The 25,976-nt window shown below is 69.5% G+C and carries 28 protein-coding genes and 1 rRNA gene; 20 read left to right on the top strand and 9 right to left on the bottom strand.

Going from position 1 to position 25,976, the window contains the following annotated elements:
- Positions 1–232 precede the first annotated feature (232 nt).
- Positions 233–1,435 (top strand): winged helix-turn-helix domain-containing protein, encoded by a 1,203-nt coding sequence (locus ACTWQO_RS45615; protein WP_443243298.1) that lies wholly within the window; start codon positions 233–235, stop codon positions 1,433–1,435.
- A gap of 3 nt (positions 1,436–1,438) precedes the next feature.
- On the opposite strand, the gene ACTWQO_RS45610 is transcribed toward ACTWQO_RS45615, so the two are convergent.
- The 6 genes from ACTWQO_RS45610 to mtrA form a co-directional block, all read right to left on the bottom strand.
- Positions 1,439–2,176, bottom strand: coding sequence for a response regulator (locus tag ACTWQO_RS45610; RefSeq protein WP_443243297.1), 738 nt, complete (start codon positions 2,174–2,176; stop codon positions 1,439–1,441).
- Positions 2,177–2,378: 202 nt separating this feature from the next.
- Positions 2,379–3,071 carry a ribosome hibernation-promoting factor, HPF/YfiA family gene (gene hpf, locus ACTWQO_RS45605; RefSeq protein ID WP_443243296.1) on the bottom strand — a complete coding sequence of 231 codons (693 nt, stop codon included), beginning with the start codon at positions 3,069–3,071 and terminating at the stop codon, positions 2,379–2,381.
- Between the two features lie 314 nt (positions 3,072–3,385).
- Positions 3,386–4,297: a ComF family protein gene (locus tag ACTWQO_RS45600; protein WP_443243295.1), complete on the bottom strand. Its 912-nt coding sequence runs from the start codon at positions 4,295–4,297 to the stop codon at positions 3,386–3,388.
- A gap of 172 nt (positions 4,298–4,469) precedes the next feature.
- Complete coding sequence (locus tag ACTWQO_RS45595) at positions 4,470–6,299, bottom strand: LpqB family beta-propeller domain-containing protein (protein WP_443243294.1); 1,830 nt, start codon at positions 6,297–6,299, stop codon at positions 4,470–4,472.
- On the bottom strand, positions 6,289–8,355 hold the full coding sequence (mtrB, locus tag ACTWQO_RS45590; RefSeq protein WP_443243293.1) for an MtrAB system histidine kinase MtrB: 2,067 nt from the start codon (positions 8,353–8,355) through the stop codon (positions 6,289–6,291). Before mtrB ends, ACTWQO_RS45595 begins: the two co-directional genes overlap by 11 nt.
- Before the next feature lies 1 nt (position 8,356).
- Positions 8,357–9,046, bottom strand: a complete 690-nt coding sequence (mtrA, locus tag ACTWQO_RS45585; protein WP_015659998.1) for a two-component system response regulator MtrA — start codon at positions 9,044–9,046, stop codon at positions 8,357–8,359.
- Positions 9,047–9,246: 200 nt separating this feature from the next.
- Between mtrA and ACTWQO_RS45580 the strand changes: the two genes are divergently transcribed.
- A complete protein-coding gene (locus ACTWQO_RS45580; RefSeq protein WP_443243292.1) occupies positions 9,247–9,771 on the top strand; it encodes a hypothetical protein in 525 nt (174 codons plus the stop codon).
- A gap of 963 nt (positions 9,772–10,734) precedes the next feature.
- Here ACTWQO_RS45580 and ACTWQO_RS45575 read toward each other — a convergent pair.
- Positions 10,735–11,472 (bottom strand): GntR family transcriptional regulator, encoded by a 738-nt coding sequence (locus ACTWQO_RS45575; protein WP_443243291.1) that lies wholly within the window; start codon positions 11,470–11,472, stop codon positions 10,735–10,737.
- A gap of 232 nt (positions 11,473–11,704) precedes the next feature.
- Between ACTWQO_RS45575 and ACTWQO_RS45570 the strand changes: the two genes are divergently transcribed.
- The 13 genes from ACTWQO_RS45570 (at position 11,705) to ACTWQO_RS45510 (ending at position 18,611) form a co-directional block, all read left to right on the top strand.
- The gene (locus ACTWQO_RS45570; protein ID WP_443243290.1) at positions 11,705–12,034 is read left to right on the top strand and encodes an SCO3933 family regulatory protein; all 330 of its coding nucleotides are present in this window, start codon (positions 11,705–11,707) and stop codon (positions 12,032–12,034) included.
- A gap of 2 nt (positions 12,035–12,036) precedes the next feature.
- A complete protein-coding gene (locus tag ACTWQO_RS45565; RefSeq protein WP_443243289.1) occupies positions 12,037–13,380 on the top strand; it encodes an FtsK/SpoIIIE domain-containing protein in 1,344 nt (447 codons plus the stop codon).
- Positions 13,381–13,461: 81 nt separating this feature from the next.
- On the top strand, positions 13,462–13,629 hold the full coding sequence (locus tag ACTWQO_RS45560; RefSeq protein WP_443243288.1) for a hypothetical protein: 168 nt from the start codon (positions 13,462–13,464) through the stop codon (positions 13,627–13,629).
- 63 nt (positions 13,630–13,692) lie between these two features.
- The gene (locus ACTWQO_RS45555; RefSeq protein ID WP_443243287.1) at positions 13,693–13,863 is read left to right on the top strand and encodes a hypothetical protein; all 171 of its coding nucleotides are present in this window, start codon (positions 13,693–13,695) and stop codon (positions 13,861–13,863) included.
- Complete coding sequence (locus tag ACTWQO_RS45550; protein ID WP_443243299.1) at positions 13,863–14,504, top strand: DUF2637 domain-containing protein; 642 nt, start codon at positions 13,863–13,865, stop codon at positions 14,502–14,504. Before ACTWQO_RS45555 ends, ACTWQO_RS45550 begins: the two co-directional genes overlap by 1 nt.
- A gap of 20 nt (positions 14,505–14,524) precedes the next feature.
- Positions 14,525–14,710 (top strand): mobile element transfer protein, encoded by a 186-nt coding sequence (locus ACTWQO_RS45545; RefSeq protein ID WP_443243286.1) that lies wholly within the window; start codon positions 14,525–14,527, stop codon positions 14,708–14,710.
- Between the two features lie 22 nt (positions 14,711–14,732).
- Positions 14,733–15,086: a hypothetical protein gene (locus ACTWQO_RS45540; protein WP_443243285.1), complete on the top strand. Its 354-nt coding sequence runs from the start codon at positions 14,733–14,735 to the stop codon at positions 15,084–15,086.
- Positions 15,087–15,178: 92 nt separating this feature from the next.
- Positions 15,179–15,358 carry a hypothetical protein gene (locus ACTWQO_RS45535; RefSeq protein ID WP_443243284.1) on the top strand — a complete coding sequence of 60 codons (180 nt, stop codon included), beginning with the start codon at positions 15,179–15,181 and terminating at the stop codon, positions 15,356–15,358.
- Between the two features lie 4 nt (positions 15,359–15,362).
- On the top strand, positions 15,363–15,605 hold the full coding sequence (locus tag ACTWQO_RS45530) for a hypothetical protein (RefSeq protein WP_443243283.1): 243 nt from the start codon (positions 15,363–15,365) through the stop codon (positions 15,603–15,605).
- The gene (locus ACTWQO_RS45525) at positions 15,598–15,792 is read left to right on the top strand and encodes a hypothetical protein (protein WP_443243282.1); all 195 of its coding nucleotides are present in this window, start codon (positions 15,598–15,600) and stop codon (positions 15,790–15,792) included. Before ACTWQO_RS45530 ends, ACTWQO_RS45525 begins: the two co-directional genes overlap by 8 nt.
- Positions 15,793–15,796: 4 nt before the next feature.
- A complete protein-coding gene (repSA, locus tag ACTWQO_RS45520; RefSeq protein WP_443243281.1) occupies positions 15,797–17,218 on the top strand; it encodes a replication initiator protein RepSA in 1,422 nt (473 codons plus the stop codon).
- Positions 17,215–17,403 carry a helix-turn-helix domain-containing protein gene (locus tag ACTWQO_RS45515; RefSeq protein ID WP_443243280.1) on the top strand — a complete coding sequence of 63 codons (189 nt, stop codon included), beginning with the start codon at positions 17,215–17,217 and terminating at the stop codon, positions 17,401–17,403. The genes repSA and ACTWQO_RS45515 overlap by 4 nt, the downstream gene beginning before the upstream one ends.
- A complete protein-coding gene (locus ACTWQO_RS45510; protein WP_443243279.1) occupies positions 17,403–18,611 on the top strand; it encodes a tyrosine-type recombinase/integrase in 1,209 nt (402 codons plus the stop codon). Before ACTWQO_RS45515 ends, ACTWQO_RS45510 begins: the two co-directional genes overlap by 1 nt.
- Before the next feature lie 250 nt (positions 18,612–18,861).
- Here ACTWQO_RS45510 and mtnA read toward each other — a convergent pair whose 3' ends face one another.
- The gene (gene mtnA / locus ACTWQO_RS45505; RefSeq protein ID WP_443243278.1) at positions 18,862–20,010 is read right to left on the bottom strand and encodes an S-methyl-5-thioribose-1-phosphate isomerase; all 1,149 of its coding nucleotides are present in this window, start codon (positions 20,008–20,010) and stop codon (positions 18,862–18,864) included.
- A gap of 141 nt (positions 20,011–20,151) precedes the next feature.
- On the opposite strand from mtnA, the gene ACTWQO_RS45500 reads away from it, so the two are divergent.
- Genes ACTWQO_RS45500 through ACTWQO_RS45480 form a run of 5 tightly spaced genes read left to right on the top strand, consistent with a single transcriptional unit; the run spans position 20,152 to position 25,768 of the window.
- The gene (locus ACTWQO_RS45500) at positions 20,152–21,501 is read left to right on the top strand and encodes a glycerophosphoryl diester phosphodiesterase membrane domain-containing protein (protein ID WP_443243277.1); all 1,350 of its coding nucleotides are present in this window, start codon (positions 20,152–20,154) and stop codon (positions 21,499–21,501) included.
- 4 nt (positions 21,502–21,505) lie between these two features.
- Positions 21,506–22,276 carry a DUF4129 domain-containing protein gene (locus ACTWQO_RS45495; RefSeq protein ID WP_443243276.1) on the top strand — a complete coding sequence of 257 codons (771 nt, stop codon included), beginning with the start codon at positions 21,506–21,508 and terminating at the stop codon, positions 22,274–22,276.
- Positions 22,273–23,469 (top strand): DUF4350 domain-containing protein, encoded by a 1,197-nt coding sequence (locus ACTWQO_RS45490; RefSeq protein ID WP_443243275.1) that lies wholly within the window; start codon positions 22,273–22,275, stop codon positions 23,467–23,469. The genes ACTWQO_RS45495 and ACTWQO_RS45490 overlap by 4 nt, the downstream gene beginning before the upstream one ends.
- A complete protein-coding gene (locus ACTWQO_RS45485; RefSeq protein WP_443243274.1) occupies positions 23,469–24,458 on the top strand; it encodes an AAA family ATPase in 990 nt (329 codons plus the stop codon). Before ACTWQO_RS45490 ends, ACTWQO_RS45485 begins: the two co-directional genes overlap by 1 nt.
- Positions 24,458–25,768, top strand: coding sequence for a DUF58 domain-containing protein (locus ACTWQO_RS45480; RefSeq protein ID WP_443243273.1), 1,311 nt, complete (start codon positions 24,458–24,460; stop codon positions 25,766–25,768). The genes ACTWQO_RS45485 and ACTWQO_RS45480 overlap by 1 nt, the downstream gene beginning before the upstream one ends.
- A 91-nt stretch (positions 25,769–25,859) precedes the next feature.
- Here ACTWQO_RS45480 and rrf read toward each other — a convergent pair.
- Positions 25,860–25,976 (bottom strand): 5S ribosomal RNA (rrf, locus tag ACTWQO_RS45475).

The raw sequence follows: 25,976 nt of genomic DNA, 5'->3' as shown, positions 1-25,976 counted from the left end.
TCTCGGCGCCGGTCCGCGCATTTCAGCCCGTTGGGGGTGCCCCCTCTGGGGGAGTTTGAGGACGAGGCCGTTCAGGCCGAAGCGGGGGTCTGGGGGCGGCAGCCCCCAGGGATGGGACGGGTAGGGGCGGCGGGGGCGAAACACCGCGAGGCCCACCCCCACGCCGGGCACCCACACAGCAAACCCGCAGCTCACCCCCCACTGTCAGACCCACCCCCTATCGTGCGGAACCATGACGACCCTCCCGCGCCCGAGCACGGAACTCTCCGCAGACGACGCCCGCCGCCTCGCCCTCCGCGCCCAGGGCTTCATCGGCGCCCCCGACCGCCGATCCGGCGTCCGCGGCCTCCTCCGCCACCTCGGCGCGGTCCAACTCGACACCATCTCGGTCCTGGCCCGCTCCCACGAACTCATCCCGTACGCCCGCCTGGGCGCAGTAAGCCGCAAGACCATCGAGAGCGCCTACTGGACGCCCGGCCCCAAGGCCGCCCCTCCGGCAAAACCGCACGCCTTCGAATACTGGTCCCACGCCGCCTGCATCCTCCCCATAGAGGAGTGGCCCCACTTCGCCTTCCGCCGCCGCGCCTACCGCAACCGCCCGCACTGGAACCACCAACTCCCGGACGGCACCTACGACCAGGTGATCAAGCAGCTGCAAGCAGAAGGCCCCCTCACCGCCACGGAGTTGGGCGGCGCGAAGCGAACCAGCGAGTGGTGGGACTGGTCCGGCGCAAAGGTCGCCGTGGAGCGCGCCCTGATGCACGGCGAGGTGGTCTGCGTGGCACGCCGCGGCTGGAAGCGTGTCTACGACCTGGCCGAACGCGCGATCCCGGACACCCTGCTGCACGACGAACTCGACGACACCGAGTGCCTCCGCAGACTGGTCCGCCTCGCCGGCCAGTCCCTGGGCGTCGGCACCCGCGCGGACATCGCCGACTACCACCGCCTCAAGGGCGAGCAGGTCGATGCGGTGATCGCCGACTCGGGCCTGGTCCCGGTCACGGTCGAGGGCTGGGGCAAACCGGCCTGGGCCGACCCGGCGGCCCTGGAGACCCCTCCACGCGGCCGCCACCGCACCACGCTCCTGTCCCCCTTCGACTCACTGATCTGGGAACGGGCGCGCACCGAGCGGATCTTCGGCTTCACCCACCGCCTGGAGGCCTACGTCCCCAAGCCGAAGCGCGTGTACGGCTATTTCGCGATGCCGGTGCTGGCAGGGGGCCGCCTCGTCGGCCGCGTCGACCCGGCCCGAGATGGCCGCACTCTGGTGGCCAAGCAGGTCACCCTGGACGGCCCGAAGGCAGTCCCGGCAATCGCCCAGGCCCTGGCCGAGGCGGCGAGCTGGGTGGACTGCACAGACGTACGCGTGGAGCGCGTGGACGCCCCGGAACTGCGCGAGCCCCTCGCAAGGGAACTCACCCGCATACTGGCGTGATCGTCAGCGGATCTCGAGGATCTTCTCCCGCATCGCATACACGACCGCCTCCATCCTGGAGTGCAGCTGCAGCTTCTCCAGGATGTTGCGCACATGGTTCTTCACGGTGTTCTCGGAGATGAACAACTCCTTGGCGATATCGCGGTTGTTCATCCCCGTGGCGACGAGCTTGAGCACTTCCAGCTCGCGTTCCGTAAGCCGCGGCGCGGGCACCAGCCGACGCTCGTCGGTCCGCTGAATCATCGACTTGAACTCGGTGAGCAGCTTCGACGCCATGGAAGGGCTGATCTGCGACTGCCCGTCGGCCACCGCGCGAATGGCGGTGGCCACCTCGTCCGTCGAGATCTCCTTGAGGAGATAACCGGTCGCGCCCGCCTTGATGGCCTCGTAGAGATCGGCTTCCTCGTCGCTGATGGTCAGCATGATGATTTTGGCACTGGGGGCCACTTCCTTGATCGAGGTGCACGCCTCGATCCCGCCCCGCTTGGGCATCCGTACGTCCATCAGGACGATGTCCGGCAGCAGATCGGCGGCCTTGTCGACGGCCTCCGCACCGTCGCCCGCCTCCCCGACGACCTGGATGTCCTCCTCGGCCGCGAGCACGATCTCCAGACCACGACGGAAGAGTGCGTGGTCGTCCACGACCAGGACGCGGATCGGCTCCTTACGTGGTGAGCCCGTGTCCGGGCCCATGCCGTCGTCGGCGTCTCCGTCATGCATCGGTCCGAAGCTGTCCGCCATCGTTCCTCCCCCTGAAGGCTGTGGCTGGTCCTGTGCCATCGCCAACCCAAGGCAACGGCCCACCGGTTGGGCCGGTCCGGCCATGATTCCATGCCCGGACGACACTGAGGTGACAGAGCGGGGCGCGAAGTGGTCGCACACGGGTGCCCCTGGGGGCGCAGACGCGCTCCAGGGGCACCGTCAGGTGTGCCGGCCGGATGGGTCAGCCACCCAGCGTGCCGCCTGCCGCGGGGGATTGCGCCTGGGCGACCATCGGGTCGGTGTTGAGGTGGATGACGCCGTAGTCGTATGCGTGCCGCCGGTAGACGACGCTCGGCTCCTTTGTCTCGGAGTCGACGAACAGATAGAAGTCGTGCCCGACCAGTTCCATCTCGTAGAGGGCCTGGTCGAGGGTCATCGGAGAGGCGACGTGGGTCTTCTCGCGGACCACGAGGGGGCCTTCACCCTTCACTTCCAGCGAGCCGATCTTCTTGACGAGCACGCCGTCCGAGTCTTCGTCGTGGACGGTGTGGCCGTTCCCGTTGAGCGTCGCCGCACCCGGAACGTGGTCGGGGACCTCGGCTGCCGTGAGCCGTCGCGCGCCCCGGCGTGTGTGGCGCTTGTCGTGCTGCTTGCGCAGCCGGGCATCCAGCTTCTCCGCCGCCAGGTCGAGTGCCGCATACGGATCGCTGGCCGCAGCCTCCGCCCGGATCACCGGACCGCGGGAGCGGAGCGTGATCTCCACTCGATCCGATCGGTCGGCCTGTCGCGGGTTCGGCTCCTTGGACACCTCGACGTCGAGGCTGATCACCTTGCCATCGAGCTTCTGGATCTTCTCCAGCTTCAGCTTCTCGGCCACGTGCTTGCGGAACCGCTCGGGCACCTCGGTCTTGCGGCCCTTGACGACGATGTCCACGCAGAACTCCGTTCCCGGATCGCTCCGCTTCAGTGGCGGAGCGTCTCCCTTTTGCATCAGGCTCCGGTGAGGCCGGAACCTCGGACTCGGTGACGTCCACCTCCTCCTCCCCCGCGGGCAAGATCTCCACCCCGCCGGCCCGGGTGATTGCGCAAAACCCGCGGCACGGCATTCGGATATGCGAGGTATGGCCTGGGCCTTTCCCTCACAACCGAACATATCTCGCCTGGACGGATGTCGTCACCCTCTACCGCGGCGTACCTCCACTCAGGTGAATTGCTCCTCTCATAACCTGCAACGATGCATGTTCGCAGTCAGTTCCGGTTTATTTCGAAAGAATCCGGTGAGGCCGCGACCACAGCAGCGCAGATCTTGGCACCGGCCCGGCGCGGGCCCGCCATTCCCGGCACTCCGTGCCTTCTGTCCACTGCCTCGCCCATTGATCCAATCCTTCGTTCCTCTGTCCTTTCCCGAGGCGCCGCGGCATACACCGCCGTAGCCCTTCTTGCGTACGTTTCCGGCCCGTCCGCCCCGCTGCACCCAGCCGTCCCGTCCGCTCTTCCGCCGGCGGCCACTGCCGCTGTCGCCGCGCGCACGGCTCGCGCCGCCTCCGTCAGGGAGGCGCCCGTCGTCATCAGGTCGTCGACGAGCACGACCGGGCCCGCGGTGAGCAGGCCCGCGCCTCCGGAGGCCACCGCCAGCGCGCCCGCGAGATTGTCCAGCCGCTGCCGGGAGTTGAGCCCCGCCTGGTCGGCCACGACCCTTCGCTGCCGCAGCACGGCGACCACCCGCGCCGGCACTCCGCCCCGCCGCAACTCCCCCGCGGCGGCGAGTGCGATCCGCCGAGCCGGATCATGCCCCCGAGCCCGCACCGCTCCTCGCGCGGAGGGCACGGGAACGAGCAGCACAGGCCGGCTGTCCGCCGCCTGGTCGCTGGTCAGGCCCGCCCGCACAGCCCCTGCCAAGGCCATGCCCAGCGGTGCCGCGAGCGCCAGCGCGCCCCGCTCCTTGTGAGCGAGCAGCACCGCACGCACCTCGTCCGCGTACCGGGCGGCCGCGTGCACGGCCGGCAGCCCGGGCGGCTCCGGCACCGGCCGCACCCGGCGCGGTACGGCCCCGCTCAGCGCCGTACGGCACTCCGGGCAGAGCACCGTACGAGGCCGACCGCAGCCTCCGCACTGGGCCGGCAGCACCAGGTCGGTGAGGTCCTGCCACCACCCCCGCATGCCCACCACTGTGCCAACACCCGCGCCACGCGGCCACCCCTGTGGATAACGCACTGTGGATAACTCCGGACGCGGACTGGACGGCCGTATCACGGCACCGGGCGCAGCGCCGGAGCACACGCCCGCGGCATCGGAGAGCGCGCGGAGGGAGAACCGCACCGCCCCCGAAACCTCATCCCGGATAAACCGGCGCCGAGCCCTCCGTGATCACCTTCTGCCACTGGGCGCCCATCGGCAGGCGCACGATCCCGTCCTCCGAGTACGCCACGAGCGGCAGCCGCTCGTCCTCGGACGCGGCGATCTCCTTCACGCCGGTCAGAGCGGCGGGCGCCTGCCCTTCAGGTGTGGAGCCGTCGACGGCGGCGTACCGCATCTGCTGCACGCCACCCTCCTCGCGCCCGACGACCACCAGTCGGCTGTCGCCGGCCCAGGACATGGCGGTGACCTCTTCCAACTCCGGCGCCGCGGAATGCAGTCCGAAGACCGAGACGGCCTGGCTCTCGCCGACCTTCCCGCTCCGCTCGATCCGCCCGATGAGCAGGGACTGCTTGCCGCCCTTGTCGACCACGAGCGCGATCCGCACCCCGTCGGAAGCCACCCGGACGGATTCGATACGGCCGTCCAGCTCCGGCGTGTTCACCACGATCGGCGCGCCCGCGCCGTCCTCCAGCATCATCAGCCTGGAGTGGTCGGGGTCCTGGTCGGCCACCCACAGATCGCCCTGGCTGTCCCAGCTGGGCGTCGTCAACCGGTCCTCCACCGAGTCGCCCGCGCTGCGCAGCACGGCCTCCCCGAGGGAACCGCTCGACACCATCGAGCCGACGTACAACGACTTGCCGTCGGCGCTGACGGCAGCAGCCCTGTTCTCGTCGCGAGAAACCGCCGCCGACCGCAGCTCGACGCCACCGTCGCCCAGGGCGCCCGGCACCGCTTCGGATTGCTTGTCGCTGCTCTCGGCCGCCATCCGCACGAGCCGCTTCTTGCCGTCGACGAAGTACAGGTACTCGGCGCGCTTCACCTCACCGCGCGCGGCGACCGCATCGGCGCTGTCCTCGGTGAGCGTGCACAGTTGGGCGTCGCCCGACTTCAGCTCGACCTCGTCGACGGCGGGGGTGAGGTTCTGCAGGGTGAAGAGGATCTGGGCCGCCATCTCATTGCACTTGCTCAGCCCGACCCGCGCGGCCTTCTCGTTCAACGGCACGGTCAGCTTGTTCTGGTCGTCCGGCGTCAACGACATGACGCCCTTCAGCGCCGTACCCGACGGGAAGCTCGACCTGACAACCGACTTGAGCCACGTGGTCGGCCCGTTGAGCAGGGAGCGCACCATCTGCGTCATCGGGTCGACATGCCGTCGTACGTAGACAGGATCGGCGACGGCCGCAGGCTGCTGCACTACCGTCCCGGCCGCGGTGTTCGAGGCGAAGAAGTACTTGTCGACGGACGTGTAGTTGCGCTGGAAGTCCGACCTGCCCATGACGACGCCCGGCGGCAGGCCGTCGATGCGCCACTGCTTGGTCTTCTCCTCCCGCACGAGGTAGACCGTCTGGCTGTAGTTCCCGCGGGCGGGCGCATACGCCTGCTGCCTGTCCACCGCGGCGACCTTGGTACCGGCGAGCGTGAAGGAGAAGTAGTCGCTGTCCTCGCGGGGCCCCGGGTCGGGCGTGGTGTCGGGTGCGCTCGCGAGCACCGTCGTGGACATCTCCGGCCGCCACTTCTTCGCAGCCCGTGCGGTCAGGTACTTGCGCGCCGTCTCATAGTGCGGATCGTCGCTGGTCAGCGCCTCCAGGAAACCGTCCACGATCTGCTGGGGCTGAGCACCCTCGGAGGGCGGCATCGCGAAGACCCGCACCTGTGTGTCCTGGCGCGGGGTGGATTCGACGCCGCGCAGATCCCCGCTGTCGGGCATCGAGGCGCATCCGGCCAGCAGTACGCCGCCACAGACGGCGAACGCCACCGCGCGCACCGGCCGGCGCCGCGCGCCCCCCTCGCGGTCAGCGCCCACGAAATGCCTCCCCTTGCTGTTCCACGTCTTGCGACCCGGCGTCCGCACGGTCCGAGGACACGCCGCGCGGCCCGTCCTCAGCCGACGTGTCGCCCTGTCGTCGGGTGCCTGAAGTCGGCCGGGGCACCACGCGCGCGCCGTTACCGGGCAGCGCCGTCGGGTCCGCCGTCGGCGCCACGGCGGCCAGCCGCGGTGCGATCGACATCGTCGGCCGCTGCTCGCCCGCCGGCTGCGCCGGCACAGTTGCGGTCTTCTCGCCACCGCCGTGCGGCAGTCCGGCGTCGTCAAGTCCGCGATTGCGCCGCGAGTCCTTCGGCTCCAGCGGTATCGGGGAGCCCCGCAGCGGCTCGTCCGCGGTCCTCGGCAGCGTCAGCCGGAACTGCGAGCCGCCGCCCGGCTCACCCCATGCCTGCAACCAGCCACCGTGCAGCCGCGCATCCTCCAGGGCGATCGACAGTCCCAGCCCCGTACCACCGGTGGTACGCGCACGTGCCGGGTCGGCCCGCCAGAACCGGCTGAAGACGCGAGTCGCCTCGCCCGGCTTGAGCCCCACTCCGTAGTCACGCACCGCGACAGCGACCGCCCCGCCCGCCGCGGCGAGCTTGACGACGACGTCCTTGCCCTCGCCGTGCTCCACGGCGTTGACGACGAGGTTGCGCAGCACACGCTCCACCCGCCTCGCGTCCGCCTCCGCGACGACGGGCTGCTGGTCGCCGACGACCCGTATGTGCGTGCCCTTGCGCTCGGCGAGCGGCTCGGCACCGCTGACGACCCGCCGTACGACCTCCCTGAGGTCTATCGGCTCGGCCTCCAGCGCCGCCGCGCCCGCGTCGAAGCGGCTGATCTCCAGCAGATCCGCGAGCAGCGACTCGAACCGGTCCAACTGGTCGGCCAGCAACTCCGCCGACCGCGCGGTCACGGGATCGAAGTCCTCCCGCGCCTCGTGGATCACGTCGGCGGCCATCCGCACGGTCGTCAGCGGCGTCCGCAGCTCGTGCGAGACGTCGGACACGAACCGCCGCTGCATCCGCGAAAGGTCCTCCAGCTGCTGGATCTTCAGCTGCAGGTTCTGCGCCATCTTGTTGAAGGCCTCGCCGAGCCGCGCGATGTCGTCCTCGCCGGTGACCTTCATACGTTCCTGCAGGCGCCCCGCGGACAGCCGCTCGGCGATGCCCGCGGCCATCCGAACGGGGGTGACGACCTGGCGTACCACCAGCCAGGCAATCGCCCCGAGGAGAACGACCACGAACAGCCCGGCCGTCGCCAGCGTCCCCTTGACCAGGCTCAGCGACTTCTCCTCCTGGGTGAGCGGGAAGAGGTAGTACAGCTGGTACGGGTCGCCGTTCGGGTCGTTGACCTGCTTGCCGATGACCAGGGCCGGCTGGGCCTCCTTGTCGGTGTTGTAGATGATGCGGGTGTAGCTCTGGGCCGCCGCGGGGCTGGTGTCGACGCGTTCACGCAGGTCCTCGGGCACGCTGGCGAACGGGTCGACGTAACCCGAGGCGCGCGGTCCGCGCCCACCGCCGGTGTCGTCGCCCACGGGGAGCGTGACGACGTCGAAGGCGCCCTGGCCACCGCTGGACAGCGAGGAGACCAGATCGCTCATCCATTCGATGACGTTCTGCGCGGGACGGCCGTCCGCCGTGGTGGCGTCGTCGACGGTCCCACTCGCCGTCTCGTCGGCGTTCTGCTTGGCCACCGCGAAACCACCGGTGGCCTGGCTCTGCGAGGCCTTCACCTTGGCGTCCAGCAGGCCGTTGCGCACCTGCCCGATGACGACGAAGCCGAGCAGCAGGACCACGCCCAGCGACATCAGCAGCGTCGTGACGACGACCTTGAGCTGGATATTGCGCCGCCACAGCCGCATGACGGGCAGCAGCGGCCGACGCACCCAGCGCATGAACAAGCGCAGCACCGGGCTGCCCTGGACTCCACCCTGCAGCAGCCCACCCTCCAGGAAACGTCCCCAGCGGGAGCCCGCAGCCTTCCGGCCGACAGGCCGCCCCGCGCGGGCCCCGGGCTTGCCGGGCGCCGAAGCGGCACTGTCCCCGGACATGTCAGCTCGGCCCGGCCTTGTAACCGACACCACGGACAGTCACCACGATCTCCGGCCGCTCCGGGTCCTTCTCGACCTTGGACCGCAGCCGCTGCACATGCACGTTGACAAGGCGCGTGTCGGCCGCGTGCCGGTAGCCCCACACCTGCTCGAGCAGAACCTCGCGAGTGAACACCTGCCACGGCTTACGGGCCAGCGCCACCAGCAGATCGAACTCCAGCGGCGTCAACGCGATCGACTGCCCGTCCCGCTTCACGGAGTGACCGGCCACATCGATGACCAGGTCACCGATGGCAAGCTGCTCGGGCGCCGGCTCCTCGGACCTCCGCAGCCGCGCCCGGATCCGGGCCACCAGCTCCTTCGGCTTGAACGGCTTCACGATGTAGTCGTCCGCGCCCGACTCCAGGCCCACGACGACATCAACGGTGTCGCTCTTCGCCGTCAGCATCACGATCGGCACACCCGACTCCGCCCTGATCAGGCGGCACACCTCGATGCCGTCCCGACCGGGCAGCATCAGGTCGAGCAGCACCAGGTCGGGCTTGGTCTCACGGAAAGCAGCCAGCGCCTTGTCGCCGTCGGCCACAAAAGACGGCTCAAAACCTTCACCACGCAGCACAATGCCGAGCATCTCGGCCAGTGCGGTGTCGTCGTCGACGACAAGGACTCGTCCCTTCATAAACGACATCATCCCATTCTCATAACAGTGGCGAAGGCGGTGGTGAGGCAGGTCACTGACCTGTGACCTTAGTCGTACTGGACCGTCACTGTCTGCCCTCGTCTGCGGACGTTGATGTCAGCACTGATGTCAGCTCACTCAGTCCCGTCAGCCCAGGCGTCGGTGCACTTTTGCCCGGCCACTCTCAAGGCATGGTGACTGGGGAGCACCGCATGGCAGGCTACGTAGATCGACTATTGGGGGGCAGCATGGCCGATTTGGCGACATGGGTTGGTGCTGTCGGCGGTGTGGTTGGGGCGCTAGGCGGGCCGGCTGGCTTGTGGGCTGCCTACCAGCAGCGTCAGCAGATACGCCGGGATGCGCGTCGCCGGGAAGCCCTTCGGCATGCTCCGCCTCCATCGGTGTTGAGCGACCTCTTGGTCGTGAAGGCTGAAATCCGGGAGGTTCGCACGACGTATCGCGACAGCGCTTGGTGGGATTCCACCCCCGCCAAGGATTCGATCCGCAGGCTGGCCGAGGCTGAACCCGCCCTGGGAACCTCTATCGTCGCAGGTGTCATTGGCGTCGTCTTGGCTCGTTACAGTCATGCTTCTTCGCTGGTGGCAGCGCCTTACATGGATGAAGGCCAGCGCATGAGCAGGGTGGCGGGGCAGAGAGAAGTTGCAAACCGTCTAGATCAGAGCCTTGATCAGGCGATCCAGCAAGTACAGGACGCGATTCATGCGGCACAGGCGTGATCCTTCCCCGGCCCACCACTTCCCCCAGTTCCCATCCCGTCTGCCGTCGACCCACACACCGTGGAGCGGGCGTGGTTCATGGCGTCCAGGTGGAGCGCGCCACTGTACGAACGACCTGGACGCCATGGGCCGCGTCTGCTCGGCTCTGCCTGGGTCGATGGCGGACGGGATGGGAGCTCTTCACGCACGCCACTACTCGGCCGCCACTCGCGAACGGCGCCCCCGCCATCTCGGAGCCTGAGCGCCCCCGCCGGAGGCTGTTCTGACCGCAGATCTCCCCTCTGGCCGTGCCTACTTCTCATCACCTCAGCGCTCCACTGCCCGCAGGGTCCGGCACAGCTCCCAGCCGTCGCGCACCTGCTTTTGGATCAAAGCGTCTGTTGGTCTGTGGCGCACCGTGCGATCGGACCTGTCGGGCAGTGCCATCTTCCCCAGGTCGGGCCTCGTGGCTGTGGGCCATGGTTGGGGATCAGGCTCGGTCCGGTGCGTCGGCCCTTGGTGGGCCAGAGCGAAAAGCGTGATCACCCCGGGGCAACGATGGTGGCGCGGGGCCGGGGCCGGGGCGGCGCGGGCCGAAGGCATGAGCGCAGCCCCGAGCCCCGAGCCGCGCGCCGGCCCGCAGTGCGGGCCGGTGGTGTGTGATCAACGCAGTGGCGGCCGGAAAGCCGAATGGGGACACAGCAACCGGATGGACGAAGGCCAAGAGCCCCCATCCTGGATCCGTGCCGCCGGAGGACCGGTGGCCAAGGGGAGGGAGGCTCAGCCCTGAGGGGCTATGAAACATGGGGAAGCTGAGGAACCTTAGGGGTGCTGTCGACTCCTGTTATTCCAAGTGCGCGACGACTGGGAGCTGTGTCGGACCCTGCGGGCAGTGCACGGACGGGATTGTCCACCTCCCCCGCCGGAACGGCGGGGCTTGATGAGGTAGAGAAACCTGTAACAGGTGCTGCGCCGCCTGACCGGTCAATCAATGTTGTACTCGGCGGAGAGTTCGCGCCCGGCTCCAAGGAAGTCTTGGGCGTACTCGGTCGGCTCGCCGTTCTGGTCTGTGTACTGGTTGGTCATGGTCAGAGCCTGAGCACCGACTTCGGCTCCGAGCACCTCGGCAATGCCTCCGGGGACCGGCGCCATGGCGACTACGTCGCGTCGTCGAACTGCGCGACGGCCTGTCCGCTCTTCGATCAAGCCAAAGGTCATCTTGGGGAGGGGGCCGACCTCCAGCAATTCCGGGGCGGCTTCGGCTAGGTCGCCGGCTAGGTACGACGTGGACACGGCCACCACTCCGTCGTTGTCGCGGTAGACGCGTCGGCGCTCAACCACCTGGTCACCCTCGCTGATCCTCAGCCCTTCGGCTACATGCGCCGGTGCGGGAACCAGCTCCGCGCTCAGGATCTCGACGGTTTCCCCTTCGCGGAAGCCGGTACCGGTTGCTCGCAGCATCTGAAGGCGGTCCGGACCACTCGTCAGTTTCCTGCCGAGGTCGGCGAACGTTCCCTGGGACGACGATCGCACGTAGCCCTCGTCCTGAAGCTGCTTGATCGCCTTTGCGGCTGTGGCTGTGGCGACTCCCCACTCCCGAGCGATGTCCGCGATCGAGGGCAGCTTGGATCCTTGGGGCAGCTCTCCGTCTTTGATCTTCGCGCGGAAGTGGTCCGCGATCTGCACAAACGGTGGTGCAGCTCGTTGCACCTTCGGTGTCATGTCTCTCCTCCACGGCGCCTCGCGCCTTCCCTGTCGGCGTACTAGCGCCCGAAGCCTTCGCGCCCTAGCACGCATCTCAATGGTAAGCCGCGAACCCCCTTGAGGTCCCGCTGGATATCGGTCTGCCGCACGGGCTTGACAGGCGTGTACTAGTACGCGCATCATCGACGTAAGCTAGTACGCGAAGAAGGCGTGCGAACTAGTACGCCTCCCGATGTGGAAAGAGGCAGTTATGCCGTCGTTCAAGATCGACGTTTCAACCGCTGTGGTGTTCGTGGCGACTGCGCCCGAACCGAAGGTGAAGAACTTCGCGACCGGTGAGCGGGCGACGAATCAGGAGGGCAAGTTCCTGTCGACCGTGGGCCTTGTGGTCTCGGATGAGGGGGAGGGCAACCTCCTCAAGGTCGTGATCCCGGAGAACGGCTACCCGGAGGGTCTGGTCCCGGGTATGCCGGTGCAGGTCATCGGCCTGAAGGCGCGTGACTGGGAGAACGTGATCAAGGGTGAGAAGCGCTCGGGTATCTCGTTCAGCGCGGTAGCGATCACCCCGCTGGGGGCCTGACCATGAGCGACCTGGTCACCTGGGTTGAGGTCGGGGGCCTCGCGGCCGGCGCCGGTGGGCTCGGCTACGCCAAGTACCGTGCCCCGCGCGTGTACTGGTCGCTGGTCGGGCTGCCGCTCACCTGGGGCCGGTTCACCTGGACCTACCGCAACACGATGGAGGTGTGCGGGCTGACGGTCCAGCCGTCCGGCTTCCGCGCCTTCGTCAAGCGCAACCTGGCCCGCAGTGAGGTTCGGCCGATGCCGCCGAAGGTGCGCCGGGTCCGCTCGACCTCGACCGGCCTGCGGGTGACCCTTCGCCTGCCCGCCGGCCTGGAGCCGGCCGACATCGCCGCGTCCTCCGAACGGCTCCGCCACGCCTGGGGAGTCCGCTCGGTGGCCGTGGCGGAGACCAAGCCCGGCTATGTCGAGCTGCGGATGACCGGCTACGACGTGCTGGCTCGGGTGAAGATGCCGCGCACGGCACGGCCCCGTGACCTGGTCGTTCCGGTCGCGCTGCGGGAGGACGGCACGGTGTTCGAGCGGGACTACCGCAAGGTGCCGATGGCGCTGACCCTGGGCGCGAACGGGTCGGGCAAGTCGATGTATCAGCGCAACCTGATCAAGGGATTGGCGCAGTTGCCGGTCGGGTTGATCGGGATCGACTGCAAGCGCGGTGTCGAGCAGGGCCGTTATGCCCCGCGTCTGTCGGCTCTGGTCACCAGCCCGGAGGATGCCGGACGGCTGATCGATGCGCTGATCGCTGAGATGGAGGAGCGTTTCGATCTGCTCGCCCTGTATGGCGTCTCGGACCTGTGGGAGCTGCCTGATCAGGTTCGGCCGGTGCCGTTGATCGTCCTGATTGACGAGATCGCAGAGCTGTTCTTCGTGACCTCGAAGAAGGATGAGCCGGCCCGTGATCGCACGGTCATGCAACTGGTGCGGCTCGGGCAGATGGCGCGTGCGATCGGGATCTATCTGGAGGTGTGCGGGCAGCGCTTCGGCTCCGACCTCGGCAGGGGCGCGACCGCTCTGCGGGCTCAGCTCACCGGCCGTGTGGTGCACCGCGTCAACGACAAGCAAACCGCCGAAATGGGCCTCGGTGACATCGCCCCCGACGCGGTGTTCGCCGTGACTGCGATCGCGCCGGACCGACCCGGCGTGGCGGTGGCCGGTGACACGTCCGGTGGCTGGTCCCGCATCCGTACCCCCGAGACCACCCCGGACGAAGCTGCCGCGACATGCCGGGAGTTCGCCCACCTCACCCCGGATCTGCCATTCCTGGCCCCGTTCCGTCCGGTCGGTCAGATCACGGTGCCGCCGATGCCGACTGTGCCGCCGCTCGTGCGGCAGTCCGCCGGCGAGTAATCCCCCGCTTTCCCGGTCGGCGTGACCGCCTCGCGCCAGGTCCCTACCCGAGCCATGCCGAAAACCGAACGGAGATCGCTCATGGCACGCAAGACCGTAAAGCCGCAGACCAAGCAGTGCCCGGCCTGCAAGGGCACCGGTGAGGTCTCCCGCGCCGTTCGCGTGGGCCGCAAGCGCCGGTACGCCGGCGAACAGGCCGGTATCTGCCTGGGCTGCCTGGGCGCCGGCGAGATCCCCGCCGACGACTGAACTCGCCGGGGCCGGGCGGCCGGACACGATCCCCGCCCTGGCCCGGCTCGAAGGAGTCAAGCCATGAAGGTACGCATCACCATCACGGTCAACGTAGACGCGGATGCGTGGGCGCTGGAGTACGGCATTGATCCGCCCGAGGTTCGCGCGGACGTGAAGGAGTACCTCGGCAACGCCATCGCGGGGATCTACCCGTCGGCCGAGAACATCATCACCGATGTGGAGTGGCGATGATGGGCCGCCGCAGCGTTCGCCCGGACGCCGTACTCGTGCAGGCCGTGATCGCCGGGGCCTTGTCCTTCGCACACCTGCATGACCTCGCCGCAGCGGCCGGACAAGACGGCTGGAAGGCCTGGGCCTATCCCATCTCGGTCGACCTGCTGCTCGTCGCCGCATGGCGCCGACTTCGCACCGACGGCCGATCCCGGCTGGCCTGGTCCTGGTTCGTGATCGCCTTGTTCGCCTCGCTCGGCGCGAACGTCGCCACCGCCGGACTCCTCGACCTCGACCACGTCCCGGCCTGGCTGCGCATCCTCGTCGCCGGCTGGCCCGCGCTGGCCTTCCTCGGCGGCACCCTGCTCGCCCACCAATCCACCACCCCTGAGCCGGCCCCGGCACCCGAGCCCCGGCCCGCGCCGGTGGTCGACCGCCCTGCGGCTCCCGCCCCGGCACCGAAGGTCACGCAGTCCGAACCGGCGCCGGCTCTTCCTGAGGCTGCCGTTCCGGCGGTGCCGCCGGCGCTGATCGACCACGCGCGGAAGGTCGCCACCGAGCACCGCACGCGCACCGGCTCCGAGATCGACACCGCCACCCTGCGCGCCCGGCTCGGCATCCCGGAAGACCTCGCCGGCGCGATCGTCGCCCAACTCGCCTGACAGACAAGGAGGTTCACCCCGTGCGCCCGAACCGCTTCTACAACGTGATCCGCATCGGGCCCGTGAAGGTCGGCACGTTCAACAACGGCCGTGGCCAGACCAAGCACACGGCCGCCTGCACCGCCCCCGGCTGCGGCTTCTCGACCGAGCACGGTGACCGCTCGGCCGCCGAACTCGCGGCCCGTACCCACCGCTGCAACCCCTGACCGGACAAGGAGACCGATCCCCATGCAGCTCCCGGAGGACCAGCTCCGCGCCGGTCACATCCCCGCCGATCTCTACCGGCAGATCCCGCCCGGCGCCGACCTGCGCAAGGTCGTGATCGTCCAGGAAGCCCCGCGCTCGTACAAGGGCCCGATCGTCTTGACCTTGGTCATCGCCACGTCCGCCGTGGTGGTGCTGCTGGTGATCGCGTTCGTCGTCCAGGTCATCGCCGGCGCGGCCATCGCGGTCCTGTCCGCGACCTGCGGGCTCAGCTACACGCTCAACCGCTCGTCCAAGCGCCGCGAATTACCCCGCACACCCCGCAAGCGCCCGGCACACCCCCGGCCTGTCCGGTCCAAGTCGCGCCGCTTCAAGTAGCGCCCTCCGGGGCGGCCTCTACCGCCAAGTATCCGCCGCCCCGGACGGCTCGACCCATTCCAGACCACTGATCCGAAAGGGCTCCACTCATCATGCCTGTCCACACCCCGAACCGTCCGGTCTGCCACCACTGCGCCGGCTTCTGCGTCGCCGTGATCACCACCGGCGGACGCCACCGCGACGGCTCACGCGTCCTGCTCCGCGTCGTCTGCAACACCTGCCAGGGCACCGGCCGCGCCCTGCCCGCCGCCCTCCTCCGGGCCGGGAGGTGACGGCATGAGGAGCCTCGGCATCTCGGCCCACATCGAGCCGGACACCCGTTTCCGTGTCACGCCGTTCGTGGACCGCGTCAACTCCTTCGTCAGCCTCCGCGTTGAGGGTGACTTCGTCGCAGTCACCCTGATCGCTTCCCTCGGCACCTCCGAGGCCCTGCGCAGCCTTGCCGCCGCCGCGACCGAAGCCGCCGGCGCCCTGGACGCCATGGCCGCCGACATCCCGGAGGTGACCAGCCGTGGCTGATCTGACCCCGACGCCGGACCGCCCCGGCCTGCACGTGAGCAAGCCGTCTCCGTCCGCTCCCGCGACCGGTTCAGCGGTGTGCCACTGCGGCGCGAGTGCCACCGCCACCGGTGATGACCAGGTCCGCGCCATGGTCGCCGGCTGGGACGCCAACCACGGCAGCGCCCACAACCGGCAGGGCAGGTGATCGCGTGACCGACACCGCCACCCTGGCGGGCCTGGATGCGGCCACTCTCGGCGACGTGCTGAGGGTGGCCGGCTCGGCCGACTTCGACCGCTGGCAGGAGCAGATCAAGCGCACGGGCGGCTGCTCCGACCCGATCCGCCTCACCGGCGGAACGAAGACCATCCACCCCGCGACCAAGACCGTTCTGCACGCCTACACGACCGAGCACGAGCCGGGCGGCATGCTCCGCATCGCGTGCGGCAACCGCCGTGCCTCCCGCTGCCCAGCCTGCGCCTGGACCTACGCCGGCGACACCTACCACCTGATCCGCGCCGGTCTCGTCGGAGACCCGGACAAGGGCACCCCGCACACCATCCGGGATCACCCCCGCGTCTTCGCCACCCTCACCGCGCCCTCGTTCGGCCGTGTCCACAACCGTCCCGACACCGGCCGCTGCCGCTGCGGCACCCGCCACCGGGAGGACGCGCCCGAACTCGGCACCCCGCTCGATCCCGACTCCTACGACTACGCCGGCGCGGTGCTGTGGAACAACCACGCCTCCGACCTGTGGCGCTACTTCACGATCTACCTGCACCGCGAGATCGCCAAGCGGGCTGGACTCACCCAGAAGGCCGCCCGCGAACAGTCGCGGGTCTCCTTCGGCAAGGTCGCGGAGTACCAGAAGCGCGGCGCCGTGCACTTCCATGCCGTGATCCGCTTCGACGGACCGGACGGGCCCGACAGTCCGCCCCCGGCCTGGGCCACACTCGAACTGCTCACCGGTGCGATCCGCGCCGCCCGCAAACGCGTTGCAGTCGACGTGCCCCCGGCCCGGTATCAGCCGGACCCGAAGCAACCGGCAATCACGCAACCAGCTCGCACGCTGCGCTGGGGCAAGAAACTCGACGTCCAGCCGATCAGAGCTTTCGGTGAGGGCAAGAAGATCACCGAACAGGCTGTGGCGTCCTACGTCGCCAAGTACGCCACCAAAGCGGCTGAGACGACCGGCACGGTTGATCGCCGGATCGGCAACAAAGAGGCCCTTGTCCTGCTCGACGTGCCCGACCACCCCGCCCGGCTCATCTCCGCCTGCCTCGACCTGCACGCCCTCTACCCGGACCGCAAGCTGCGGGACTGGGCCCACATGCTCGGCTTCCGGGGCCACTTCTCGACCAAGTCCCGCCGCTACTCGACCACCCTCGGCGCCCTGCGCCAGGTCCGCGCCGACTACCGCGCCGCCCAACAACGCGCCGCGCTCGGCCTGCCCGACCCCGACGACACGGAGGCAACCACCCTCACCCTCGCCCACTGGTCCTACGCCGGCCACGGCCACACCCCCGGCGAGTCCTGGCTTGCGGCCAACATCCGTCGCGACATCGAGCAGAGCCGCGAGATCGCACGCGACGAACTACCCGCCCTGCTCGACCTGGAAGGCGGTGCCGTATGACCACCGCCACACCGGAACTGCTGACCGTGCCTGAGGTCATGAGGCGACTGAAGCTCGGACGCTCCAAGGTCTATGACTTGATCCGTTCAAAGCGGCTCGCGTCGTTCACTGAGGGACGTTGCCGTCGGATTCCTGAGAGCGCGCTTCAGGAGTACATCCGCGCACGGCTTGAGGAGGCTGCCTGATGCCTCCGCGCAAACGGAATCCCAATGGCTCGGGCACGGTCACGAAGCGTGCCGATGGTCGCTACCAAGGGGCCGTGTACGTCCCTCAGCCGGACGGCACCACGAAGCGGAAGTACGTGTACGGCAAGACCTTTGAGGAGTGCGACCGGAAGCGCCGTGAACTGATTGACCGTAGCAATGGCGGCATCCCGACTCCCACAAGGGACATGACGCTTGGTCAGTGGTTCGACTACTGGCTTGAGGTCGTCGTGAAGCCCAATCTCGCTGTGAACAGCTACCGGGCGTACGAAACGGCGGTGCGTCACCATCTGCGCCCGCGCCTGGGCTCCAAGGTCATGTTGAAGCTCGGCGTCAAGGAGCTGCGAGGGGCCATGCAGGCGCTCGCGCAGGACCACGGGACCAAGACCGCCAAGCGGGCCCTGCGGGTCCTCTCAGCGGCGCTCGCGGCTGCGATGGTCGAAGACATCGGACTGACCCGGAACGTGGCCAAGCTCGTTCACGTCCGCGCGACCACAGACAGCGGCAAAAGCTGGGACGCCGTGACCGTGCTCCGCTTCCTGGCTGCGGCTCGACGCCTCACCCCGTACTACCCGGCCTTCCTCCTGCTCTGCCTCCTGGGTCTGCGCCGGGCTGAGGTGTGCGGGCTGCGTTGGGAGAACATCGATCTTGAGAACCGGATCGTATGGGTGGAACAGCAACGGCAGCGCAGTAGTGCGGGGACGATCGACGACGCGGAACTCAAGACCGAGACCTCCAAGGCGCCGTTGCCGCTGCCGGCGCAGTGCATTGCTCCGCTGCGCTGGACGCGGATGCGAACCGCCATGCTGCGTGAGCGTGCGATCGGCAAGGGGCGTTCCTGGTTCGAGGATGCTGAGGGGCACGTCTTTGTCACCCGGACGGGTCGGCCGCTCACTCCGCCTCACCTCTTCCTGGTCCTGCAACGGATCATCAAGGCGGAAGGGCTCGGCAAGATGAACCCCAAGGGGCTGCGCAAGTCTTGCGGCACGCTCCTGGTCCATCTCCGCGTGCACCCGAGGATCGTCAAGGCGATCCTGCGGCACAGCCGGATCGCGACGACCCTGGACATCTACGCTGAGGCTCTGGACCCGGACGTGATCGAGGCAGTGGGGCAGCTTGATCGGTTGCTGCGGCAGCCGGCTCGGATTCGGGAATTGGAGGCTTCATCGGGCCTGGAAACCGCCGCTTGATGTAGCCGTTGGATGTCACGGCCCCTCTCCTCGCGCATCGCCGCAGGTAGAGGGGCCGTTTCCGTTGATCAGAGCGGGAGCATCCCATTCTCGTAACATTGGCGAAGGTACTGGTGAGGCACGTCACTGGCCCGTGACGATAGTCGTATCCAACCGTCACTGTCTGCTCTGGGCCAGCGGCCCCCTCTTCAAGACACGGACGTGAACGGGATCCACACCGCCCTTCCTCACAGGGTCGCAGAACATCCCATCAACTGAGCGTGACCTCACGAGATCTAGCACACAGCTCTGCCAGAGCCTCAGCCGTCACAGGTGAAACGGCGCCCTCCTCAGTGACGATCGCCGTCACCAGCTCGGGCGGGGTCACATCGAACGCCGGGTTGTACGCCTGTGTCCCCAGCGGCGCCACCGGAATCCCGCCTCCCGCCTCCGCTCCGGCCACCGGCACCTGGGGCGCCGTCACCTCGGTCACCTCATGGCCGGCCCGCTGCTCGACCTCGATGGACGCTCCGTCCGGCGTGTCCGGATCCACCGTCGTCACCGGCGCCACCACGATGAACGGCACGTGGTGGTAGCGCGCGAGCACCGCGAGCGGATAGCTCCCCACCTTGTTCGCCACCGAACCGTCGGCCGCGATACGGTCCGCCCCGATCAGCACCGCGTCCACCTCCCCGGCCGCGAACAGCGATCCCGCCGCGTTGTCGGTGAGCAAGGTGTACGCCATGCCGCTGCGCGCCGCCTCGTACGCCGTCAGCCGAGCGCCCTGCAGCAGCGGGCGCGTCTCGTCCACCCACAGCCGCCGCAGCCGGCCCACCCGATGCGCGGCGAGCGCCACCGCGAACGCCGTCCCCTCACCACCCGACACCAGCCGCCCGGTGTTGCAGTGTGTGAGGATCCTGTGCCCACCGCCGGGCAGCAGCTCGTCCAGCAGCGCCAGCCCCTTCTCGGCCATCCGCGCACTGGCCTCGGCATCCTCCTGGTGCAGCGCACGCGCCGCGGCCAGCGCCGCCCGGGCGGACTGCTCCGGATCACCACTCCTGCCGAGCTCCGCCCGGTACGCGGCCTCGGCCCGGCGCACCCCCACGGCGAGGTTCACCGCGGTGGGCCGGGCGCTGGCCAGCGCACTCGCGGCGTCGGCCACGTCGAAACCGCGCGCGGCGGCGAGCGCGACCCCGTACGCCCCCGCGATACCCAGCAGCGGCGCCCCGCGCACGGCGAGTGAACGGATCGCCTCCACCAGCGCGGGTGCGTCCGTACACACCAGCTCGACCTCCTCGACCGGCAGCCTCGTCTGGTCGAGAAGGACCACCACCGGGCCTTCGGGTGGCTCTTCCCAGCGGATCGCCGGTATCTCGGTCGACTGGTTGTCCTCGCCGGATTGCGCGTACTGATCAGCCATGCGGTCAGTCTGCCCCTTACCCGGCGGACAATTGAAGGTGTCCACCCCAGACCGCGGCCGGTCACTCGTCGACCACCCCATGGCACGATGGCTGCCAACCTGCCGCCGCGACCGCGGAATGGGCACCGTGAAGGAGCGACGATGAACGACACTCCGGGCTGGGCCTCGCCCGGATCTGCCCCGTCCGACGGACAGCAGCCCGGTGCATCCGGCCCTGCCGAGCCCGCCGACCGGCCGGGCCCCGAGCAGCCCGCGGACCAGCCGGGCCCGGATGCGACCGGCCCCGGCTCGAAGTGGTCCAAGGAGCAGCCGCCACCTGCCCAGTGGTCGGCACCCACCGGACCGCCGCCCGGCCAGGCCCCGCCACCGCCTCCGCCCGGCCCGGGCTGGGGCACCCGACCTCCCTCCGGCCCTGGCGGCGGCTACGGAGGCTACGGAGGCCCTGGCGCTCCCGGCGGATACAGCGGCTGGGGCGGCGGCTGGGGTGGTCCCCCGCCCGCGGCCAAGCCCGGTGTGATCCCGCTCCGCCCGCTCGGCGTGGGCGAGATCCTCGACGGCGCTGTCTCCACCATGCGCACGTACTGGCGCACGGTTCTGGGCATCGCGCTGACTGTCGCCGTCCTCACGGAGATCATCGTCATCCTGCTCCAGGGCTTCGTCCTGAACGACCGAGCCAGCACCGAGGCCCTCAACGATCCGAGTGCCAGCCTCGACGAACTGACCCGCGCCCTGGGCGACACCATGCTCAGCACGAGCGTCGTCTTCCTGATCTCCCTGATCGGCACCATCGCCGCGACCGCCCTGCTCACGACCGTCACCAGCCGGGCGGTGCTCGGCAAGTCCGTGACCACCGGCGAGGCCTGGCGCGACGCCCGTCCGCAAATTGCGAAGCTGTTCGGCCTGATCTTCCTGCTGCTGCTCATCGCCTTCGGCGTGATCCTCGGCGGCGCGACGCCCGGCATCATCGTGGCCGTAGCGGGTGCCGGTGACGCCGGTGCCGCCCTCGCCATCCTGGGCAGCCTCGCCGCGGGCGTGGTCGCCCTGTGGCTGATGATCCGCTTCTCCCTCGCCTCGCCGGCGCTGATGCTGGAGAAGCAGAGCATCGTGAAGTCGATGAGCCGCTCCGTGAAACTGGTCCGCGGCTCCTGGTGGCGGGTCTTCGGCATCCAGCTGCTCGCCACGATCATCGCGAACATCGTCGCGTCGATCGTCGTCATCCCCTTCACCTTCCTGGGTGCGGCGGTCAGCGGAGGCGGCATCAGCAACTTCCTCGACACCGGCGGCAGCGACCTCGGCTGGACATTCCTCATCGTCAGCGGGATCGGGGCGGTGATCGGCTCCATGATCACTTTCCCGATCACAGCCGGCGTCACCGTGCTTCTCTACATCGACCAGCGCATCCGCCGCGAGGCCCTCGACCTCGAGCTGGCCCGCGCGGCCGGCGTGCAGGACTACGGAACAGGCGCCCCCGGCCCCACCCCGGGGAGCTGATGCGGTGAGCCTGGCGGGGGGAGTCCTCACGGCCGTGCCGGCGCGCGTCGCCGACACGGCCGTATGGGCGCTGCTGCGCGCCGGTGACGCCTCGGCGCTGTCGCGCTCCGACGACGAGCCGCCGCTGACCATCCCGCGCGACCCGGGGCGGGAGGCGGCTCGGCGCGAGCTGTCCAAAGGCATGTACCACGAGAACGACCCCAGCCTGTTCCAGCGTGGGCTGAACGCATTCTGGGACTGGGTCGGCGAGCTGTTCGGCACCGCCTCGGCCGCCACTCCTGGAGGGACGCTCGGCCTGGTCGTCGTCATCCTGGTCGTCCTCGCAGCCCTGGGTGCCCTGTGGTGGCGCCTGGGCACGCCGCGTCGAGCACCGGTCTCCTCCACCGCCCTGTTCGACGACCGCCCCCGCAGCGCCGCCGAGCATCGCGCCGCCGCCGAGGCACAGGCCGCCCAGGGCCACTGGAACCAGGCCGTCCAAGAACGCATGCGGGCCATCGTCCGCTCCCTGGAGGAACGCGCCCTCCTCGACGCCCGCCCCGGCCGTACCGCCGACGAGGCCGCCGCGGAAGCGGGCCGTGCCCTGCCCTCCGCTGCGGACCGGCTGAGCGCGGCCGCCCGGGACTTCGACGACGTGACATACGGGGGACGCGCGGCAACCGAGCAGTCGTACCACCGCATCGCCGAACTCGACCGCGCCTTGGAGCGCACCAAACCGGTGCTCACCAGCAGCGCCCACAGCGCGGCCCAGAACGCCCGCCAGGGAGCCGCCGAATGACCACTGAGGCCACGCTCCCGTCCACCTCGGCCTCTCCCACCACCCGCCAGGTGTGGACCCGCACGCGAGGCGTCCTGCTCGCCCTCGTGCTGCTCCTGGCGGGAGCCATCGCGATCGCCGTGATCCAGTCCGACGCCCGGCACGGCCGACTCGACCCACGCTCCGCCGACCCCTACGGCAGCCGCGCCGTCGCCGAACTGCTCGCCGACCGCGGCGTGACCACACGCGTGGTCACCACCCTGGACGAGGCCCGCACCGCTGCCGGCCCGGACACCACACTCCTCGTGGCCGACCCCGACCTGCTGACAGCACGTCAACAGACACAGCTGCACGCCGCGACCGACGCCTCCGGCGGACGCAGCATCCTCGTCGCGCCCGGCAGCTGGTCCGTCGAACGGCTCGCCCCCGGCGTCATCGCTGACCCTGCCACCAGCCTCGACTCGACGCTGTCCCCCGACTGCAATCTGCCGGCGGCCCGCCGAGCAGGCAGCGCCGACACCGGCGGCATCCGCTACACGGCCCTCCAGGTCGACGCCGACGAGTGCTACCCCAGCGAGCGCCTGGCCACCCTCGTGCGCGTCCCGGCGACATCCGAGGGCGGCGACACCGTCGTCATCGGTGCGCCCGACATCCTCTTCAACGACCGCCTCGACGAGCAGGGCAACGCCTCGCTCGCCCTCCAACTCCTCGGCTCCCGCCCTCATCTGGTCTGGTACCTCCCCTCGCTCTCCGACTCCACCGCCGCCGGCACCGAGGGCGAGCGAGGCTTCTTCGACCTGCTCCCCTCGGGCTGGCTCTGGGGCACACTTCAGCTCTTCATCGCGGCAGCCCTGGCTGCCCTCTGGCGGGCACGGCGGCTCGGCCCACTCGTGCCCGAAAATCTCCCCGTGGCGATCCGCGCCTCCGAAACCGTCGAAGGCCGCGCCCGCCTCTACCGCAAGGCCAACGCCCGCGACCGCGCGGCCGCCGCTCTCCGCTCCACCACCCGCACCCGCCTCGCCCTCCTCGTAGGCGTCCCCGTCGCCCAGGCACACGCGCCCGAAACCCTGCTCCCCGCGCTGTCCACCCACCTCCACGGCGACGGACAGTCCCTGCACACCCTCCTCTTCGGCCCGCCGCCCAGCGACGACGCGGCCCTCATCGCCCTCGCCGACCAACTCGACGCCCTCGAAAGAGAGGTACGCCGTCCATGATGGACCCGACCACTGACAACGCCGGGCCGACCGAGGACGCGGGCAACGCCCGAGCCGCCCTGGAGGCCCTGCGCGCCGAGATCGCCAAGGCCGTGGTCGGCCAGGATCCCGCCGTGACCGGCCTCGTCGTCGCCCTCCTCTGCCGCGGACACGTTCTCCTTGAAGGAGTCCCCGGAGTCGCCAAAACGTTGCTCGTCCGCGCCCTCGCGTCCGCACTCGAACTCGACACCAAGCGCGTCCAGTTCACCCCGGACCTGATGCCGAGCGATGTGACCGGCTCCCTCGTCTACGACACCCGCACCGCGGAGTTCTCCTTCCAGCCCGGCCCGGTCTTCACCAACCTCCTCCTCGCGGACGAGATCAACCGAACGCCCCCCAAGACCCAGTCGTCGCTCCTGGAAGCCATGGAAGAACGCCAGGTCACGGTCGACGGCACCCCCCGACTGCTCCCCGAGCCCTTCCTGGTCGCGGCGACGCAGAACCCTGTCGAGTACGAGGGCACCTACCCCCTCCCCGAGGCCCAGCTGGACCGTTTCCTCCTCAAACTCACGATTCCCCTCCCCTCCCGCCAGGACGAGATCGCCGTCCTCACCCGCCACGCCGAGGGCTTCAACCCGCGCGACCTGCGCGCCGCCGGCCTGCGTCCCGTCGCCGGCCCCTCGGCTCTCGAAGCCGCGCGCGCCGCAGTCGCCAAGACCGCCGTCTCCCCCGAAATCACCGGCTACGTCGTGGACATCTGCCGCGCGACCCGCGAATCCCCGTCACTCACCCTCGGCGTCTCCCCACGCGGCGCCACCGCCCTCCTGGCCACCTCGCGCGCGTGGGCCTGGCTGACCGGCCGCGACTACGTCATCCCCGACGACGTCAAGGCCCTTGCCCTCCCCACCCTCCGCCACCGCGTGCAACTCCGCCCGGAGGCCGAAATGGAGGGCGTGACGGCCGACTCCGTCATCAACGCGATCCTCGCCCACGTCCCGGTCCCCCGCTGATGGCTCTCACCGGACGCACAGCACTCCTCGCAGCCCTCGGCTCCCTCCCCGTAGGCATCTGGGAACCCGGCCTCACAGGCCTCCTCGCCGTGAACGCCCCCCTGGCGCTGGCCTGCGCGTGCGATTTCGCCCTGGCGGCGCCGGTACGACACCTGCGCCTGACCCGCTCCGGTGACACCTCCGCACGCCTGGGCGAGCAGGCCGACGTCACCCTCACGATCACCAACCCGTCACGCCGCCTGCTCCGAGCCCGCATCCGCGACGCCTGGCCCCCCAGCAGCTGGCAACCCGGCACGGAAATCGCCGCCTCCCGCCATCGCCTCACAGTCCCCGCCGGCGAACGCCGCCGCATCAAGACCCTCCTACGCCCCACCCGCCGCGGCGACCGCCAGGCAGACCGCGTCACGGTCCGCTCGTACGGCCCTCTCGGCCTCTTCGCCCGCCAGGGCACCCACAAAGTCCCCTGGACGGTCCGCGTCCTCCCTCCCTTCACCAGCCGCAAGCACCTCCCGTCGAAGCTCGCCCGCCTGCGCGAACTCGACGGCCGCACCAGCGTGCTCACCCGCGGAGAAGGCACAGAATTCGACAGCCTGCGCGAGTACGTCCCCGGCGACGACACCCGTTCCATCGACTGGCGCGCCACAGCTCGCCAGACCACGGTCGCCGTACGCACCTGGCGCCCCGAACGCGACCGGCACATCCTCCTGGTCCTCGACACCGGCCGCACCTCGGCCGGCCGCGTCGGCGACGCCCCACGCCTGGACGCCTCAATGGACGCCGCCCTGCTCCTCGCCGCCTTGGCATCCCGCGCCGGCGACCGCGTCGACCTGCTCGCATACGACCGCCGGGTACGCGCCCTGGTCCAGGGCCGCGCAGCAGGAGATGTCCTCCCGTCCCTGGTCAACGCGATGGCAACACTCGAACCCGAGCTCGTCGAGACCGATTCCCGAGGTCTTACGGCCACTGCGCTCAGGACGGCCCCCCGCCGCTCACTGATCGTGCTCCTGACAACCCTGGACACGGCCCCCATCGAAGAGGGCCTGCTGCCCGTCCTCGCCCGCCTCACCCAGCGCCACACGGTTCTTTTGGCATCTGTCGCAGACCCGTACATCGCCCACATGGCCACGGCACGCGGCAACACAGAAGCCATTTACGAATCTGCAGCCGCCGCCCAGGCCCAAAGCGAACGCCATCGCACAGCGGAACAACTCCGACGTCATGGAGTCACGGTCGTGGACGCGACACCTGATGAGCTGGCTCCAACACTGGCCGATGCATATCTGGCGCTAAAGGCGGCTGGACGCCTATAGCACGGGGAACAGGACCCGGGCAGGACCCTGTGCCGGCCCAGAACGCAATTAGGGCCCACACCAAAAGGTGTGGGCCCTAATTTCAAATTTTGTTCGGCGGTGTCCTACTCTCCCACAGGGTCCCCCCTGCAGTACCATCGGCGCTGTAAGGCTTAGCTTCCGGGTTCGGAATGTAACCGGGCGTTTCCCTCACGCTATGACCACCGAA

Origin of the sequence: Streptomyces sp. 4N124 (assembly GCF_052245395.1) — a bacterium.
GTDB lineage: Bacteria > Actinomycetota > Actinomycetes > Streptomycetales > Streptomycetaceae > Streptomyces.
The sequence above is the reverse complement of the archived record's forward strand: the minus strand, read 5'-3'. Positions and strand labels throughout refer to the sequence as shown.

What these genes read in the sequence shown, in the direction of transcription:
- ACTWQO_RS45600 (WP_443243295.1), bottom strand. Translation starts at nt 4,297, where the DNA reads ATGCGGGGGTGGTGGCAGGACCTCACCGACCTGGTGCTGCCGGCCCAG.
- ACTWQO_RS45575 (WP_443243291.1), bottom strand. Translation starts at nt 11,472, where the DNA reads ATGACACCGAAGGTGCAACGAGCTGCACCACCGTTTGTGCAGATCGCG.
- ACTWQO_RS45550 (WP_443243299.1), top strand. Translation starts at nt 13,863, where the DNA reads ATGGGCCGCCGCAGCGTTCGCCCGGACGCCGTACTCGTGCAGGCCGTG.
- ACTWQO_RS45485 (WP_443243274.1), top strand. Translation starts at nt 23,469, where the DNA reads ATGGACCCGACCACTGACAACGCCGGGCCGACCGAGGACGCGGGCAAC.
- ACTWQO_RS45510 (WP_443243279.1), top strand. Translation starts at nt 17,403, where the DNA reads ATGCCTCCGCGCAAACGGAATCCCAATGGCTCGGGCACGGTCACGAAG.
- mtrA (WP_015659998.1), bottom strand. Translation starts at nt 9,046, where the DNA reads ATGATGTCGTTTATGAAGGGACGAGTCCTTGTCGTCGACGACGACACC.
- ACTWQO_RS45535 (WP_443243284.1), top strand. Translation starts at nt 15,179, where the DNA reads ATGCCTGTCCACACCCCGAACCGTCCGGTCTGCCACCACTGCGCCGGC.
- ACTWQO_RS45515 (WP_443243280.1), top strand. Translation starts at nt 17,215, where the DNA reads ATGACCACCGCCACACCGGAACTGCTGACCGTGCCTGAGGTCATGAGG.
- mtnA (WP_443243278.1), bottom strand. Translation starts at nt 20,010, where the DNA reads ATGGCTGATCAGTACGCGCAATCCGGCGAGGACAACCAGTCGACCGAG.
- ACTWQO_RS45540 (WP_443243285.1), top strand. Translation starts at nt 14,733, where the DNA reads ATGCAGCTCCCGGAGGACCAGCTCCGCGCCGGTCACATCCCCGCCGAT.
- ACTWQO_RS45580 (WP_443243292.1), top strand. Translation starts at nt 9,247, where the DNA reads ATGGCAGGCTACGTAGATCGACTATTGGGGGGCAGCATGGCCGATTTG.
- ACTWQO_RS45565 (WP_443243289.1), top strand. Translation starts at nt 12,037, where the DNA reads ATGAGCGACCTGGTCACCTGGGTTGAGGTCGGGGGCCTCGCGGCCGGC.
- ACTWQO_RS45530 (WP_443243283.1), top strand. Translation starts at nt 15,363, where the DNA reads ATGAGGAGCCTCGGCATCTCGGCCCACATCGAGCCGGACACCCGTTTC.
- ACTWQO_RS45610 (WP_443243297.1), bottom strand. Translation starts at nt 2,176, where the DNA reads ATGGCGGACAGCTTCGGACCGATGCATGACGGAGACGCCGACGACGGC.
- ACTWQO_RS45490 (WP_443243275.1), top strand. Translation starts at nt 22,273, where the DNA reads ATGACCACTGAGGCCACGCTCCCGTCCACCTCGGCCTCTCCCACCACC.
- ACTWQO_RS45615 (WP_443243298.1), top strand. Translation starts at nt 233, where the DNA reads ATGACGACCCTCCCGCGCCCGAGCACGGAACTCTCCGCAGACGACGCC.
- ACTWQO_RS45560 (WP_443243288.1), top strand. Translation starts at nt 13,462, where the DNA reads ATGGCACGCAAGACCGTAAAGCCGCAGACCAAGCAGTGCCCGGCCTGC.
- ACTWQO_RS45480 (WP_443243273.1), top strand. Translation starts at nt 24,458, where the DNA reads ATGGCTCTCACCGGACGCACAGCACTCCTCGCAGCCCTCGGCTCCCTC.
- mtrB (WP_443243293.1), bottom strand. Translation starts at nt 8,355, where the DNA reads ATGTCCGGGGACAGTGCCGCTTCGGCGCCCGGCAAGCCCGGGGCCCGC.
- ACTWQO_RS45500 (WP_443243277.1), top strand. Translation starts at nt 20,152, where the DNA reads ATGAACGACACTCCGGGCTGGGCCTCGCCCGGATCTGCCCCGTCCGAC.
- ACTWQO_RS45570 (WP_443243290.1), top strand. Translation starts at nt 11,705, where the DNA reads ATGCCGTCGTTCAAGATCGACGTTTCAACCGCTGTGGTGTTCGTGGCG.
- ACTWQO_RS45555 (WP_443243287.1), top strand. Translation starts at nt 13,693, where the DNA reads ATGAAGGTACGCATCACCATCACGGTCAACGTAGACGCGGATGCGTGG.